The sequence below is a fragment of the Flavonifractor sp. An4 genome (genome assembly GCF_002161755.1).
Lineage (GTDB): Bacteria > Bacillota > Clostridia > Oscillospirales > Oscillospiraceae > Flavonifractor > Flavonifractor avicola.
Window position 1 is genome coordinate 24,991 of sequence record NZ_NFIL01000004.1, and the last position, 15,297, is coordinate 40,287.

Annotated in this window: 17 protein-coding genes and 1 other annotated feature; of the genes, 14 read left to right on the plus strand and 3 right to left on the minus strand. The window is 55.9% G+C overall.

What is annotated here, in order from left to right:
* Positions 1-2: 2 nt before the first annotated feature.
* Positions 3-1,118: an O-acetyl-ADP-ribose deacetylase gene (locus B5F94_RS03040; protein ID WP_087327526.1), complete on the minus strand. Its 1,116-nt coding sequence runs from the start codon at positions 1,116-1,118 to the stop codon at positions 3-5.
* 199 nt (positions 1,119-1,317) lie between these two features.
* On the opposite strand from B5F94_RS03040, the gene B5F94_RS03045 reads away from it, so the two are divergent.
* The 8 genes from B5F94_RS03045 to B5F94_RS03080 all read left to right on the plus strand — a co-directional run bounded on the left by B5F94_RS03045 (position 1,318) and on the right by B5F94_RS03080 (position 7,482).
* Positions 1,318-1,875 (plus strand): TetR/AcrR family transcriptional regulator, encoded by a 558-nt coding sequence (locus B5F94_RS03045; protein ID WP_087327529.1) that lies wholly within the window; start codon positions 1,318-1,320, stop codon positions 1,873-1,875.
* Positions 1,876-1,943: 68 nt separating this feature from the next.
* Complete coding sequence (locus B5F94_RS03050) at positions 1,944-2,432, plus strand: hypothetical protein (RefSeq protein WP_087327533.1); 489 nt, start codon at positions 1,944-1,946, stop codon at positions 2,430-2,432.
* 20 nt (positions 2,433-2,452) lie between these two features.
* Positions 2,453-2,839 carry a DUF2871 domain-containing protein gene (locus B5F94_RS03055; protein ID WP_275533179.1) on the plus strand — a complete coding sequence of 129 codons (387 nt, stop codon included), beginning with the start codon at positions 2,453-2,455 and terminating at the stop codon, positions 2,837-2,839.
* A gap of 143 nt (positions 2,840-2,982) precedes the next feature.
* The gene (locus tag B5F94_RS03060; protein ID WP_087327536.1) at positions 2,983-3,429 is read left to right on the plus strand and encodes a MarR family transcriptional regulator; all 447 of its coding nucleotides are present in this window, start codon (positions 2,983-2,985) and stop codon (positions 3,427-3,429) included.
* Positions 3,430-3,451: 22 nt separating this feature from the next.
* On the plus strand, positions 3,452-4,480 hold the full coding sequence (locus B5F94_RS03065) for an FUSC family protein (protein WP_242965560.1): 1,029 nt from the start codon (positions 3,452-3,454) through the stop codon (positions 4,478-4,480).
* Between the two features lie 205 nt (positions 4,481-4,685).
* Positions 4,686-6,074: an AmmeMemoRadiSam system protein A gene (gene amrA / locus B5F94_RS03070; protein WP_087327539.1), complete on the plus strand. Its 1,389-nt coding sequence runs from the start codon at positions 4,686-4,688 to the stop codon at positions 6,072-6,074.
* Entirely contained in the window at positions 6,071-6,895 is an 825-nt protein-coding gene (gene amrS / locus B5F94_RS03075) for an AmmeMemoRadiSam system radical SAM enzyme (RefSeq protein ID WP_087327541.1), read from the plus strand. Before amrA ends, amrS begins: the two co-directional genes overlap by 4 nt.
* 26 nt (positions 6,896-6,921) lie before the next feature.
* On the plus strand, positions 6,922-7,482 hold the full coding sequence (locus B5F94_RS03080) for a flavin reductase family protein (RefSeq protein WP_087327543.1): 561 nt from the start codon (positions 6,922-6,924) through the stop codon (positions 7,480-7,482).
* 106 nt (positions 7,483-7,588) lie between these two features.
* Here B5F94_RS03080 and B5F94_RS03085 read toward each other — a convergent pair whose 3' ends face one another.
* Positions 7,589-8,485, minus strand: a complete 897-nt coding sequence (locus tag B5F94_RS03085; protein WP_087327546.1) for a LysR family transcriptional regulator — start codon at positions 8,483-8,485, stop codon at positions 7,589-7,591.
* Positions 8,486-8,623: 138 nt separating this feature from the next.
* Here B5F94_RS03085 and B5F94_RS03090 point away from each other — a divergent pair, with 138 nt between their 5' ends.
* The 6 genes from B5F94_RS03090 to B5F94_RS03115 all read left to right on the plus strand — a co-directional run bounded on the left by B5F94_RS03090 (position 8,624) and on the right by B5F94_RS03115 (position 13,218).
* Positions 8,624-9,205 (plus strand): DapH/DapD/GlmU-related protein, encoded by a 582-nt coding sequence (locus B5F94_RS03090; RefSeq protein WP_087327549.1) that lies wholly within the window; start codon positions 8,624-8,626, stop codon positions 9,203-9,205.
* Positions 9,202-9,744: a flavodoxin family protein gene (locus B5F94_RS03095; RefSeq protein WP_087327552.1), complete on the plus strand. Its 543-nt coding sequence runs from the start codon at positions 9,202-9,204 to the stop codon at positions 9,742-9,744. Before B5F94_RS03090 ends, B5F94_RS03095 begins: the two co-directional genes overlap by 4 nt.
* Before the next feature lie 119 nt (positions 9,745-9,863).
* Complete coding sequence (locus B5F94_RS03100; protein ID WP_242965563.1) at positions 9,864-10,205, plus strand: cyclophilin-like fold protein; 342 nt, start codon at positions 9,864-9,866, stop codon at positions 10,203-10,205.
* A 12-nt stretch (positions 10,206-10,217) separates the two neighbouring features.
* Positions 10,218-10,970 (plus strand): carboxymuconolactone decarboxylase family protein, encoded by a 753-nt coding sequence (locus B5F94_RS03105; protein ID WP_087327558.1) that lies wholly within the window; start codon positions 10,218-10,220, stop codon positions 10,968-10,970.
* A 224-nt stretch (positions 10,971-11,194) separates the two neighbouring features.
* Positions 11,195-12,700, plus strand: coding sequence for a GH25 family lysozyme (locus B5F94_RS03110; protein WP_158100248.1), 1,506 nt, complete (start codon positions 11,195-11,197; stop codon positions 12,698-12,700).
* Positions 12,701-12,828: 128 nt separating this feature from the next.
* A complete protein-coding gene (locus tag B5F94_RS03115; protein WP_087327564.1) occupies positions 12,829-13,218 on the plus strand; it encodes a NifB/NifX family molybdenum-iron cluster-binding protein in 390 nt (129 codons plus the stop codon).
* Positions 13,219-13,276: 58 nt separating this feature from the next.
* Here the strand turns inward: B5F94_RS03115 and leuA are convergent, their stop codons facing one another.
* Entirely contained in the window at positions 13,277-14,968 is a 1,692-nt protein-coding gene (gene leuA / locus B5F94_RS03120; RefSeq protein WP_087327567.1) for a 2-isopropylmalate synthase, read from the minus strand.
* Positions 14,969-15,022: 54 nt separating this feature from the next.
* Positions 15,023-15,258, minus strand: a binding site (T-box leader).
* Positions 15,259-15,297 lie beyond the last annotated feature (39 nt).

Genomic DNA, 15,297 nt, shown 5'->3' on the forward strand with positions numbered 1-15,297 from the left:
CATTAACCTCCCAGCAGACTCTGATCAAAGGCGAAGAGAGCCTCGTTGATCTCAAAGATGTTGTAGTTTTGGTGGGCGATGAAATACTCCACGATGATGTCGAACTTACTGGCGTGGGAGAAGGCAAAGCCTGCCTTTCCCAGCATCTCACGGGCCTCCTGCAGAGGCAGCTCCAGGGCCACGGCGAAGGCCATAGCGGTGGGCTTAGAGGGCTTGTAGTGGACGTCCGAGCGGATCTTGGAGAAGAGTTTTCGGTCAATGTTGGCCTTTTTATAGCACTGGGCGTCGGTGAGACCACGCTCATCGATCTTCCGCAGCAGCATCTGAGAAAAGCTTTCATCCAGTTGACTGAGGGCTTCGTCCAGACTGATGGTCAACGATGTGGGGGGCAATGGTGCTGCTGTAGGGGTCAGTGGTGTTCCTGGAATAGACTCCCACATTGACGTTGTTGAAAAACGCTCATCCGGCTGGCTCAGGTCTTCATCCGACCAATGCGCTGCCTTTGCAGGAGTCCACGGTGCTTCTGTCATGGAAGGGGCGTTAAAGCCCATAAACTGGCGGCGCTGTTCTTCCAGACTGTCGGTATGTTCGGATACATAGTGGTCATCAATATAGGCGGCAATATCGGCAAAGAGCTTTCCGCCGATGGTGTAGGCGGCTCGGTCAAAGATCACCAGATAGACGGTCATATCGTGGGAGAGCAGGAAGTCGCCGATAGTGTCCACCGCTATCTTTAGAGCCTGGTCCTTGGGGTAGCCGTATACCCCGGAGGAGATGAGGGGAAAGGCCACCGTTTCGCACTTGTTGGCGAAGGCCAGCTCCAGGGAGGAACGGTAGGCGGAAATGAGCAGCTCCCGCTCGCCGCAGCTTCCACCCTGCCAGACAGGGCCAACTGTGTGGATCACAAACTTGGCAGGCAGGCGGTAACCCTTCGTGATCTTGGCCTGTCCCGTTTTGCAGCCGCCCAAGGTACGGCATTCCTTCAAAAGATCCGGCCCGGCGGCGCGGTGAATGGCGCCATCTACACCCCCGCCTCCCAGAAGGCTCTCTTTGGCGGCATTGACGATGGCGTCCACCTTCATAGTAGTGATATCATTTCGCACGATGTGCAGGGGCATGAGAACACCTCCTCATTGATTGGTTTTATGATACCATGAACTGGTCGTTCTGACAAGGAACGGACATTTGCCCGCCTAAAAACCTGTTGGAAGTCTTAGCTATCTCGATTTGTAGAGAAATTGCAGCATCCGGCCCAAAAATGCTTGACAAAAGAGAATAAAACACTATAATGAACGATGTTTATATTGAGGTGATAGGATGAATACCGTAGTTACATCCAAAGAGGAGATCCTGAAGACCAGCCGTGAGCTCATCCAGCAAGCGGGGTGGTCTGCGGTCAATATTCGCTCAGTGGCGACCGCCTGCGGTGTGTCGGTTGGTTCCATCTACAACTATTTTGATTCCAAAGCTGCTCTGATGGGTGCCACAGTGGAGAGCGTCTGGTGTGAGATCTTCCGCCGCCCGGAGGATGAGGCAGTATTTCAGGATACCCAGGCCTGTATTACCTGGCTGTACCAACGGATGGAGTACGGCTGCAAACGGTATCCCGGATTTTTCAGTCTTCACTCGTTGGGCTTCATGGGGGAGGATAAATCCGATGGAAAACGGCGGATGCAGCAGACCTGGCAGCATATTTTAGATAGCCTGCATTCTGTCTTGCTGCGGGATACCAGAGTCCGGCCAGATGCCTTTACCGAAGCATTTACAGCGGAAAAATTTTCGGATCTCCTGTTTTCACTGATGTTGTCTGCGTTGCTGCGGCAGGATTATGATCCCTCGGTTGTACTGGAGATCGTCCGCAGGACCCTCTATTAAAATTCCCACAACTCTGTGGGAATTTTGTATCCCGGAAATTGAACATTGTTCATTAGAAGGAGGCAAGGATGAAAGTAAAACGGAATACGCTGCTGCTTCTGGCCTGTCTGGTATGGAGCGCGGCGGGATTCAATATCCTTCGGATCGGCGTAATGGCCTATCCGACCTATGTTACGGTGCTAAATGCCCTGTTGTCGGTACTGGTGTTTACTGTATTTCAGTATTTTATCTTTGGAAGGCTGGTCAAAAAGCACACGGCCCGGATTGCCGCCTATTTGGAGGAACGGCACTTTTTCCTCAAATTTTTTGACGGAAAGGCTTTTGTTATCATGGCGGTTATGATGGCCGGGGGCATTGGCCTCCGGGTGAGCGGGCTGGCGCCGGAGCGGTTTATTGCCGTATTTTATACGGGCCTGGGCGCTGCACTGCTACTGGCAGGATTGCTGTTTGGCAGAAACTTTATCAAGGCGACCATTGCAGCAGGCGCCGTCCAAAACAAAATGGAACAAGAAGGAGAATATGAAACGGGAATGCAAATAAGGAGAGGAACTATATGAAACGCTAGGCGAATACCGCGCTGCTGTACGCCATCCTGGCCATGGTGGGCGGCGTGTTTTATCGGGAGTTTACAAAATTCAACAGCTTTACGGCCAAGACCACGCTCTCTGTGGTGCATACCCATTATTTTCTGATGGGTATGGTGTTCTTCCTGCTGCTGCTTATGCTGGAAAAGGCTTTTTCCTTCACAGGCGCAAAGACCGGACGGGTGCTGGCACTCTATCATGTGGGCCTGAACCTGACCGCCGTGATGCTGGTGGTGCGGGGAGTGTTCCAGGTGCTGGGGACCTCGCTGTCCGCTGGTATGAATGCGGCTATCTCCGGTATAGCTGGAATTGGGCATATCCTGCTTGGAGTCAGTCTGATTTTGATGTTGCTGCAGATCAAGCGCAGCGTAACGAAATAAGACAGAAGAACGGGGTTGGTACTGCAATGCAGTACCAACCCCGTTCTTCTGTTTATCTTGGCGGACGATCATCCTGCCTATTGACATGGAGTTACAATTGACATATACTTAACGAAGTTAAATAAATGGGAGATTGTACAATTATGGAATGGACAGATATGGTGCATTATCAGCAGCAGCTCCAAAAGGTTATGCGTTCGCTCCTTCCACTACGGAAATCCGTGCTTACCGCCAGCGAATGTGAACTTTTGGCTCATCTCTATCTGAAGCCGGAACAGAACACGCCAGTTTTACTCAGCCAAAACAGCGGCATGAAAATTGAGGCGGTCAGCCGGTGTCTGAAATCGCTCCATGAGAAAAACTGCATACGCAAGCAGCGGAAGGAAACAGACGAGCGGAGTTATCAGATTTTTATCACGGAAACCGGTCTTGCAGAATTGAAAAGGGGATACGAGAGTATTCTGCAGCCCTTTTATGATTTGTGGCGCAGCTCCAGCCAGGATTTTGAGGCGTTTGTGTATTATGCGGACAGACTTGCCGTGCAGATTGAGAAAGGGCAGGAAAAGCCCCATGACCATGAAGTTTTATGATGCGCTGCAGATGGACCCCTCCGTGCTGAAGCGGAAGATCTCAGCCTGTGAAGTAAGACGGGAAAAAGCCTATTACTGGGTTGCGATAGCGGTTCGGTCTGTGCTGATCGTAGCCTTTGCCATTGTGCTTATCAGTTTGTTGTCCGCTGTGTTCGGGAGCGACAACACACCTCTGGCAGTGGCGCTGTTCTGCATGATGCTTGGGATTCGCTTTGTCAATTTTGAGTATTGCATCGGAGATTCTCTGATTACCCTGGCAGCGGTGCTGGCTATCCTGGTTCTGGTTCCCAGTGCGGCGGCGGTGGTTCCGCCGGTTCTGTTGATTCCGCTGCACTTTGCGGGCTTTTTTGCCATTCTCTGCATGACCACCCAACGGCCTGAAATGGGTAACGGCGGCCTGTACAGCTTTGCCTACATCTATCTGACAGGCAATCCCGTCGTGGGAGAGGCGCTGGTTCGCCGCGGACTGTTGGCGCTGGTGGGCTATCTCATCTGCGGCGCCATCCTGTTTGCCAAGCACCGGGATCAGCATAAGACGACGCGTTTTCACCATGTCATGCGGAAGTTTGATCTTGCTGTGCCGGTTTATCTGTGGCAGTTTCGCATGGCCCTTGGCGTGAGTCTGGTGCTGACTGCGGGACAGGTGTTTGGAGTAGAGCGGTTCATGTGGATGGGATTTGCCTGTGCATCGCTGCTGTCGGAATATCCTTACTCCGGCAATACGGTTACCCGCTTCTGGCAGAGAATTGTGGGGGCGTTGGCGGGCTCCTGTGCGGTTTTTGTGGTTTATCTGGTGACGCCGGAAGCGCTTCACCCGTTAATGGGCCCCTTGGGAGGACTGTGTCTGGGCTTTTGCATCGATTATCGGTATAAAACGGCAATGAACTGTTTTGGTGCGCTGATGTTGGGGACCGGAATCTACGGACTCCAGGGAGCGGTGATCCTTCGTATTGTAGATACCATCTTGGGTGTGACCTTCGGCCTGGTATTTGCGGTTATCTTCCATCGCCTGGCGGCGGCAAGATTTCTGACAGTACCGGAAGGAGAATAAGAAAACAGAAAAGGGGGCGGGCGACTGAAAGCTTTTTCGGGTGCCTGCCCCTTTTGCCCGTTCAATCGGATATTGTGGGTTGGTATGTGTAGAACGCATGACAACAATTTGTGTGCAGTTTTGTTGGGGAACGGCTTTTTCTGTTCCTTTTGCCGTGCTATACTGTTTATAGAAATCTTTGTATGGCCGGAAGGGAGCGGATAATATGCCTATGCTGGGTGCAATCCTGACCCCACATCCTCCGGTGCTGCTGCCTGAAGTGGGCAGGGGCCGGGAGTGTGAGATCAATGCCACCGGTCAGGCCATGCGTGCCGCCGCTGCGGAGGTGGCGCGGTGGAAGCCGGATGTGCTCATTGTAGCCTCACCACACACGGTTTTGTACGGAGATTATTTTCACATTGCTCCTGGAGCGGGTGCTTCGGGCGATATGTCTGCCTTTGGCGCCCCCCAGGTGCGCATTGAGGTAGAGTACGACGGGCCGCTGCGGGATGAAATTGTGCGTCGAGCCCGGGAAAAAGGTCTGGAGGCTGGCACCCTGGGCCAGCGTAACCCCGCTCTGGACCATGGAGCATTGATTCCTCTTGTTTTTCTCCGCAAAGCGGGCGTGGATTGCCCCATCATACGGATGGGCCTTTCCGGCTTCTCTCCGCTGGAGCACTACCGACTGGGACAGTGCGTGGCCGAGGCGGCAGAGGCATTGGGCCGCCGGGCCGTGTTTGTGGCCAGCGGCGATCTCTCTCATAAACTGAAAGCCGACGGCCCGTATGGATTTGCGCCGGAGGGACCGGTCTTTGATCAACGGGTGACAGAGACTATGGCATCGGGGGATTTTCTGCAATTCCTCACCATGGACGCAGATCTCTGCCAGCGGGCGGCTGAATGCGGCCTGCGTGCCTTCCAGATAATGTCTGGGGCCTTGGATGGGCTGGCGGTGGAACCCCGGCTTTTGAGCCATGAGGGTACTTTCGGGGTGGGATACGCGGTGGCGTTGTTTCCGGTCACCGGACGGGACGAGGGCCGTCGGTATGCTGCCGCATTCCAGCAGGTCAGGCAGGCCCAGCTGGAGGAGAGACGTGCTAAAGAGGACCCCTGGGTAAAGCTGGCCAGGTTGTCGCTGGAGACTTATGTGCGGACCGGAGATCCTCTGGGGCAGCTGCCTGCGGGATTGCCCCAGGAATTGACCAGTCAGGCGGCAGGAGCCTTTGTATCCCTCCATAAGGACGGACGGCTCCGTGGCTGCATCGGTACCATTGCGCCAACCCAGAGAAATGTGGCCTGGGAGATCATACAAAACGCCATTTCCGCCGGGATCCGAGATCCGCGGTTCCCGGCGGTGCGGGCCCGGGAGCTGGATGAGCTGGAGTACAGCGTGGATGTGTTGGGGGAGCCGGAAACTGTGGATTCCCCCGATCAGTTGGACCCCAGACAATACGGAGTCATTGTCAGCTGCGGGCAGCGGCGGGGACTGCTGCTGCCGGACCTGGAAGGTGTGGATACAGTGGCGCAGCAGCTGGATATTGCCCGGCAAAAGGGCGGGATCGGCGCGGAGGATCCGTATCAGATCCAGCGATTTCAGGTGGTGCGGCACCGATGAGCATCTCGTGTGAATTGTGTTTTCACCGCTGCCAATTAGCGGAGGGACAGACCGGGCTGTGCAGGGCCAGAGGCAACCGGGGCGGACGGATCGTCCCGCTCAACTATGGCAAACTGACCGCGCTGGCCCTGGACCCCATTGAGAAAAAGCCGCTGCGCCGGTTCCATCCAGGCAGTATGGTACTGTCGGTGGGCAGCTTTGGCTGTAATCTGAGCTGTTCCTTCTGTCAGAATATTGAGATCGCTGGAGCAGGGGAGACATTCCCAACCAGGGATTGCACACCGGAAGAACTGGTACGGGAGGCTGTACGTTTGGCCTGCCGGGGCAATATCGGTGTGGCCTATACTTATAATGAGCCGTTGGTTGGCTATGAGTATGTGCGGGACTGCGCCGCGCTGGTACACCAGGCCGGGATGCTCAACGTGCTGGTGACCAATGGTACCATTGCAGAGGACTGGTGGCTGAAGCTGCTGCCGCTGATCGACGCGGTAAACATTGATTTGAAGGGCTTTACCGAACGGTGGTACTGCGCCCTGGGAGGAGATCTGGAGAGCGTGAAACGTTCCATCTCCCTGGCTGCCGGCCGCTGCCATTTGGAGGTCACCACGCTGATTGTGCCTGGGGAAAATGATACCGAGGAGGAGATCCGGGCCCTGTCCCGATGGCTCTCCTCGGTCGATTCCCACATTCCCCTGCACATCTCCCGCTTTTTCCCCCGCCATCGTATGGCGGACCGTCCACCTACGCCGGTGGAGACGGTTTACCGCCTGGCGGATGTGGCACGGGAAGAACTGCACGATGTTTATACAGGTAACTGCTGAAAATCATCAAACAGGAGGTATCTTTTATGCGTAAGAATTTTGGAGCAAAACCCTGGACCTACCCCCAGCCGGTCTTTATCCTGGCCACTTATGGCGAAGATGGCACGGCGGATGCTATGAATGCGGCCTGGGGCGGCATCAGCGAGGAGAAGGAATTGTCCATGTGTATCAGTGCCGGTCATAAGACCACCGCCAATATTCTGGCCCGGAAGGCTTTTACGGTAAGCATGGCCACGGCAGAGCAGATGGTGGCCTGCGACTATGTGGGCATTGAGTCGGGCAATAACGTGGCCAATAAGCTGGAAAAGGCGGGCTGGCATACCAGCAAAGCAGAATTTGTGGATGCGCCCCTCATTGATGAGCTGCCTATGGCTGTGGAGTGCCGCCTGGTCAGCTATGATCCGGAGAGCTGCCGTCTGGTAGGCGAGATCGTGAATGTCAGTGCTGATGAGTCGGTTTTGGGAGAGGACGGAAAGATCGATCCGGACAAGCTGCAGCCCATTATCTTTGACCCCATCCACAATACCTACCGCAAGCTGGGTGAGAAGGTGGGCAACGCCTTCCGGGACGGGGCGCAGCTGAAGTAATCGAAGGAGAATGATTGGCGCAACAGACCTGCAGTATCCTTGAATTTACAAACAAAGAAAGAACCAAGCAACAAAATGGACGCCCGGCATCAGCCGGGCGTCCAAGTTATTTGCTTACGTTTTGAGAAGAGGACAGGTGATTCTGCAGTTGCTCCAGGAACAGTTCTGCCGCCTTGGAAAATGTCTGGGATTTTTTCCAGACCAGGTGCATCCCCAGCTCCAGCTTTGGCTTCAGGAGCCGGAAGCACAGGTTGCTGCCAGTGGTGTTTACCAGTTTGTCCAGGGTAAAGGCGTATCCCAGCCCCTCGTCCACCATTAACGAGGCGTTGTAGATCAGATTATAGGTGGCCACGGTGTAGAGCTCCGAGGGTTCTTTTTTGAGCCAGCGGTACAGGCCGCTTTTATTATCCACCTGCCGGGAGAGGATCAGAGGCTTGTCCCACAGATCATGGGGAGAAACGGTGTCCTGCCGGGCAAGAGGACTGTCTCGCCGCATCAGTACCCCCCAGGTGTCCTTCATAGGCAGCTCCATATAGTGGTATCTTGTTTTGTCCATGTCCCCAAGAAGGACGCCAAAATCCAACAACCCCTTGTCCAGCCGCTCGCATACGTCCACAGCGTCGCCGCTGACGATGTGGAAATGGATACCCGGGTAGCGCTCCCGCAGCTGTTTGGCAGCCCCAACGATTTGGCGCACGCCGTCTGTCTCACCGGTGCCGATATAGATATCCCCGTTGACGGTGTTGCCGGACTGCATAACCTCTTTCTCCGTCCGGTCCACCAACTCCAGAATCTCCTCCGCCCGTTTCCGCAGCAGCATACCGTCCTCGGTCAGCGTGATCTTCCGGTTGCCCCGGACCATCAGCTGCTTACCCAGCTCTTCCTCCAGCTCCTTGAGCTGCCTGGAGAGGGTGGGCTGTGTCAGGTGAAGGGATTGTGCCGCCGCTGAGATATTTTGCTCCCGTGCCACGGCCAGAAAATATTGAAGCACTCTCAACTCCATAGCGCTCACCTCTGTATAGATAATAGCATGACTTAACTATAGGTTTCAAGCATAGTAAGATATTCTATATAGGTATTTGTTATCTGAAAGCGCCGGTGATACAATGAAACCAAATACCTGAAGAATTGGGAGCGTAACATGGAGCTAGAAGAATTTTTGAATGAACTGAACAGCGGTAACGTGGTGCAGGGCGGAAGCGAGGTTCACCAATTCATGCACGGTGTTAGCCAGGAGACCTTGCGGATCACCGCGGAGATCAACGGGAGCTATCATGAACCGGCGCAGCTGCGGGCCCTGTTTTCTCAGCTGATCGGCAAGCCGGTGGATGAGAGCTTCGGGCTTTTCCCGCCTTTTTACACGGACTGTGGAAAAAACATCCATATTGGAAAGAATGTGTTTATCAACGCGGGGTGCAAATTTCAGGATCAGGGCGGCATTTTTATCGAGGATGGTGCCCTCATCGGTCATAATGTGGTGCTGGCGACCCTTAACCACGTTGCCTCGCCAAAAGACCGAGGCAGCATGATCCCCGCACCGATCCGAGTCGGGAAGAATGTGTGGATCGGCGCCAATGCTACCATTCTGCCTGGTGTGACCATCGGGGACGGCGCCATTGTGGCCGCCGGCGCGGTGGTGCACAGAGATGTGCCGGAGAATACCGTGGTAGGCGGCGTACCTGCAAAAGTCATACGGACCATCGGCGAGGAGGACGAAGCATGAGCAAGAAAATTTTGGTGATTTCTACCAGCCTGCGTCACAACAGCAATTCTGATCTGCTGGCCCGGCAGTTTGTCCAGGGTGCCCAGGAGGCCGGCCATCAGGTGGAGCTGCTCTCCCTACAGGGGAAGGAATTGCACTTTTGCAGGGGCTGTCTGGCCTGTCTGAAGCAGTCCCGGTGTGTGATTCAGGACGACGCCAACGCGATTGTGGAAAAGATGGCGGCAGCGGATGTGATTTGCTTTGCCACCCCGGTGTACTATTACGAGATGTCCGGCCAGATGAAAACCCTGCTGGACCGGGCCAATTCTCTGTACGCCGCCGACTACGCTTTCCGGGATATCTACTTACTCACCGCCTCCGCTGAGGAGGAGGACAGCGCCTCTGACGGCCCTGTCAACGGCCTGAATGGCTGGATCGCCTGTTTTGAAAAGGCTCGGCTGGCCGGTGTGGTACGGGGCGGCGGCGTCAATGACCCGGGCGATATGGCCCGTCTGACCGAAAAGCTGGCCGAGGCCTATAAGATGGGTAAGGGCGTATGAGAACCGCGGCAAAGTGGCTGTGTATGCTCCTTGCCCTATTGGGACTGTCGGCCTGCGGCGGCAGCGTTCCAGAAGAGACACAATCTGCGGAGACGGCATCCGGTCAGGAGGAAACGGCATTGAAGATCACAGTAGGCGATGAGGAACTGCTGGCTACCTTGGAGGACAACAGCTCGGCCCGTGAATTCAAGGAGCTGCTGGCACAGGGGCCGGTGACCATCGAGATGGAGGATTACGGTGGCTTTGAAAAAGTGGGCCCGCTGGGTACCACGCTGACCCGGAATGACCAGCAGATCACCACGGAGCCGGGGGATGTGATCCTCTATCAGGGCAATCAGATTACGATTTACTACGGTACGAATACCTGGAACTTCACCCGGCTTGCAAAGATCGATGATCCCACCGATTTGCAGGCGAAGCTGGGAGAGGGAAGGGTTCAGGTTACATTTTCTCTTGAGTAGGAGGTATTTGTTATGGCAGTGAAGCAGACGGCGGGCAGAGATGCGCTGGGTGAGTTTGCTCCGAAATTTGCGGAGTTGAATGACGACGTATTGTTTGGCCAGGTGTGGAACCGGGAGGATAAACTCTCCCTGCGGGATCGTTCTCTGGTCACGGTTGTGGCTCTGATGGCTCAGGGGCTGGTGGACAGCTCCTTCCAGTATCACCTGAGCACTGCCAAGCAAAACGGTATTACCCGCCAGGAGATTGCGGAGATTTTGACTCATGCTGCCTTTTACGCAGGTTGGCCCAAGGCCTGGGCGGCCTTCCGTATGGCCAAGGAAGTGTGGGCCGAGGATGCCGGCGATGATGGTAAGGCCATGCACCAGAAAGAAATGGTGTTTCCCATCGGGGCGCCCAACGACGGGTTCTCTCAGTACTTCGTGGGCCAGAGTTACCTGCAGCCCCTCTCTGTCAGCCAGGTGGGGGTATATAACGTGACCTTCGAGCCAGGCTGCCGGAACAACTGGCACGTCCATCACGCTGACAAGGGCGGCGGGCAGATTTTGATCTGTGTGGCCGGCCGGGGCTGGTATCAGGAGTGGGGGAAGGAGGCCAGGGCGCTGCATCCCGGCGATGTGGTCAACATTCCCACTGGCGTCAAGCACTGGCATGGCGCCGCATCGGACAGCTGGTTCTCCCATCTTGCCCTGGAGGTGCCCGGTGAGAACTGCTCCAATGAATGGCTGGAAGCAGTCTCCGAAACAGAGTATAGCAAACTGGGCTGATTTTATCGTACAAAAAGGCTCCCGCCAACGGCGGGAGCCTTTTTGTGTAGAAGGGTTTACAAACTTATGTATACTGCTTGGAACTATCTTGGGCGGGAAAAAAGGAAAATAGCAAATATTATAAAATTTCTGTTCAAAACTTGTCGAACAGCTGGATTTCTGTTATGCTATTATCAATCGCATTATCCAAAACAGAACAGAGTCCTACGCAGAAAGGAAAGTCCATGGTAAGAAGAAAAGCAGCATCCAGACTGCTGGCAGGCACACTGCTGGCAGCCATGATCCCTCTGCCTTTTGGCGGAACGGTCCAGGCCGCGGAGAGCGGCGGGTCCTTTGCCGACGTAGTCCCCGGCGTATGGTACGCCGGAGCGGTATCCTATGTGTATGACAATGGGCTGATGAGCGGCATCTCCAGCAGTATGTTTGCGCCGGAATTGTCCATGAGCCGGGCCATGCTGGCCACTGTACTTTACCGGATGGCGGGCAGTCCGGCGGTGAGCGGCAGGGACAACTTTACCGATACAGAAAACGATGCCTGGTACTCCGAAGCGGTGCTGTGGGCCCAACAGAACGGCTATGTGACCGGGTACAGCAGCCAGACCTTTGGTACCAACGATCCTGTGACCCGGGAACAGGTGGCCACCATTTTGTGGCGCTATGCAGGCAGCCCGGACGCCAGCGCCGGTACACCCTATGCCGATGGGGACGAGATCTCGTCCTGGGCGGTTCCCGCAGTGGACTGGGCCCAGGCGGAGCAGGTGATCAGCGGTAAGCCGGGAAATTGCTTTGATCCCTCCGGCCAGGCAACCCGGGCGGAGACAGCGGTTATTCTGACCCGCTACGACCAGAACAGCCAGCCGGAACCGGAGCCCACGCCTACCCCGACTCCAACTCCAACGCCTACTCCAACGCCTACTCCCACGCCAACACTTACACCGGAACCCACCCCCAGCGAAAGCCCGGATCCGGAACCTACTCCCAGTGAAACACCGGAGCCCACGCCTACGCCTACTCCAATGCCCATCCCATCCAACCCCTATGACAGCGAGGCGTTTTATGTCAATGAGGACGGCTTCCTCAGCTACAATGGAGATGCGGAGAGCCATGTGGGCATCGATGTCTCCTCCCACCAGGGCAAGATCGACTGGGACCTGGTGGCGGAATCCGGAGTGGAATTTGCCATCATTCGGGTAGGTTATCGAGGGTATACCGTGGGTAAGATCGTTCAGGACCCCTATTTTACGTATAACATAGAAAACGCCACCCGAGCGGGTATCGATGTGGGGGTTTACTTCTTCTCCCAGGCGGTCAACGAGGAAGAAGCTATGGAGGAGGCCTATCAGACCCTGGAGTGGATCGAGGGATATGATGTGACCTATCCGGTGGTATTTGACTGGGAGTATGTCAGCGACAGCAGCAGCCGTACATACAACATGACCTACCAGGAGATCATTGACTGTACCAAGGCATTTAACCAGGTGATCCAGGATGAGGGATATCAGCCCATGGCCTACAGCAATCCCAATCTGGTAAACAAGGGGTTTGACCTCTCTCAGCTGCAGGACTATCCTTTCTGGCTGGCTCACTATACCACCGGGTGGAAGCCCACCACATTCCCGTATTACTATGATATGTGGCAGTATTCCAGCAGCGGAACGGTAAGCGGGATCGAGGGTAAGGTGGATCTGAACATCTGCTTGGTGGATCTGAAGAAAAACAATCGAAAATAAGAAAAGATTGGGGGTGCGGCAATCCGCTGCACCCTCATCTTTTTTAGAATGATATTGACATATGCCGGAAATAAGCGTATGATGAAGCTATAATAATTGGCATATGCCGGGAAAAGGAGCGACGAACCATGAAGATCGCAGTTGCCAGCGTGGGAACAGAGGTAGAAGGCCACTTCGGCCATTGTGAACATTTCCGTATCTACACTGTGGAGGACGGCAAGATTCTGGGGGAGGAGCTGGTACCCAATCCGGAGCACAAGCCCGGATTCCTGCCCAATTTCCTGGGGGATATGGGGGTTGAGGTAGTCATTGCCGGAGGCATGGGTGCCCACGCCGTGTCTCTGTTCCAGCAGCGGAACATCAAGACCATGATGGGGGTTCAGGGGGACGCCCGCACCGCCGTGGAGCAGTACCTGAAAGGGGAGCTGAAGTCCACCGATGCCGTCTGCCACCACCATGATCACGAACACGAGCATCATCACGACCACAACTGCGGTGGTCATCATCACGACGCGTAAAAAATGGACAAAAGGGGTCCCGCCGGTTTACCGGCGGGACCCCTTTTGCGTTGTGAGATTACAGCCCGTCGTGGTTGACGGCCCGGTTGATGGCGGACAGGATGCCCTTCAGAGGAGCCAGGTTGATGTTGTGGCTCATGCCCACACCGAACCAGTCCCGGCCCTCCTCATCCTGGAGGTGGATGTAGGCCACAGCCTGGGAGTCGGAGCCCTGCTTGATGGCGTGCTCCTTGTAGTCGATGAAGGTGAAGCGGTCCATCTTCTGACCGTGGATGGCGTTGAAGAAGGCGTCAATGGGGCCGTTGCCCGAGCCCTGAACCTGGAATACCGTGTCGGTGTGGCGAAGGGTACCGGCAAAGGTGACGTGGGAGTGGCCCTCCTCATCGGTAAACTCAGCAAAGGAGTGGCGCACCATCTCGTAGGGCTTGACGGCGTCGATGTAGTGGGTCTTGAACAGGTCGTAAATGGCCTCCGGTTTGAGCTCCTTGCCCACCCGGTCGGTCTCCACCTGAACGATGTGGCCGAACTCGGGGTGCATGGCCTTGGGCAGATCGAAACCGAAGGAGTGCTGCATGACGAAGGCGGAGCCGCCCTTGCCCGACTGAGAGTTGATGCGGATGATGGGCTCATACTGCCGTCCCACATCGGCGGGGTCGATGGGCAGATAGGGCACCTCCCAGTACTCGGTGCCGCTCTCCTCCATGTAGCGGGTGCCCTTGTTGATGGCGTCCTGGTGGGAGCCGGAGAAGGCGGTGAACACCAGCTCACCCACATAGGGCTGCCGCTCGCCGATCTTCATCTTGGTGACCTTCTCGTACACGTCACGGATCTTATTGATGTTGGAGAAGTCCAGCTTGGGGTCCACGCCCTGAGTGTACAGGTTGAGAGCCAGGGTGACCATATCCACGTTGCCGGTGCGCTCACCGTTGCCGAAGAGGGTGGCCTCCACACGCTCGGCGCCTGCCAGCAGGCCCATCTCGGCGGTGGCTACGCCCTCGCCGCGGTCGTTGTGGGGATGGAGGGAGATGATGGCGCATTCCCGGCTGGGCAGCTTGTCGATGAAGTACTCAATCTCATCGGCAAAGTAGTTGGGCATACAGTTTTCCACCGTAGTGGGCAGGTTGAGGATGATCTTATGGTCGGGGGTGGCCCCGATGGCCTCGATGACCGCCTGGCAGATCTCCACGGCGGCGTCCATCTCGGTGCCCATGAAGGACTCGGGGGAATACTCGTACCGGAGATCCATACCGGCGTCGATGGCGGGCCGGCTCAGCTCCCGGATGAGCTGGGCGGCGTCCACGGCGATCTTGGTGACGCCGGCCACGTCGGTGTGGAACACCACCTTCCGCTGGAGGGTGGAGGTGGAGTTATAGAAATGGAAGATAATGTGCTTGGCTCCGTCTATGGCCTCAAAGGTCTTGCGGATCAGATGCTCTCTGGCCTGGACCAGCACCTGGATGGTCACGTCGTCGGGGATGTGGCCGCCCTCAATGAGGGTGCGGATGAACTCATACTCGGTCTCGGAGGCGGAGGGGAAGCCTACCTCAATCTCTTTTACGCCGATGTCCACCAGCGTGTGGAACAGCTCCAGCTTTTCCTCCACGTTCATGGGATCAATGAGGGCCTGGTTGCCGTCCCGCAGGTCTACGGAGCACCAGACGGGGGGCGCTTTCAGCTCCTTGTCGGGCCAGGCGCGCTTTTCCATTTTCAGCGGGACGAAGGGAATGTACTTTTCCTGTGCGGGTTTCATAATAGCAGTTCCTCCTTGGGCCAGGGAATAAGAAAAACCCCTGACCAGATTATGGTCAGGGGCGTAAGATACGCGGTACCACCCTGCTTCCGCCCGCCGTCACCGGCGGACGCTCATGGCCTCCAACAAGGCCCCGGCCGATAACGTGGCCGTGACGGCCTGCCCTACAACAGCAGCTTCAGGCAGGCGGCTCCGGGATCAGTATCCGCACGCTTTCCTCCGCCGGTTCGCACCAACCACCGGTTCTCTGAGAAGGACGGGACGTGCCTTCTTCCCATCATTGCCTCTTCTGGGATTTGATTGTTACCCATTCTAGCCGAACCGCCCGG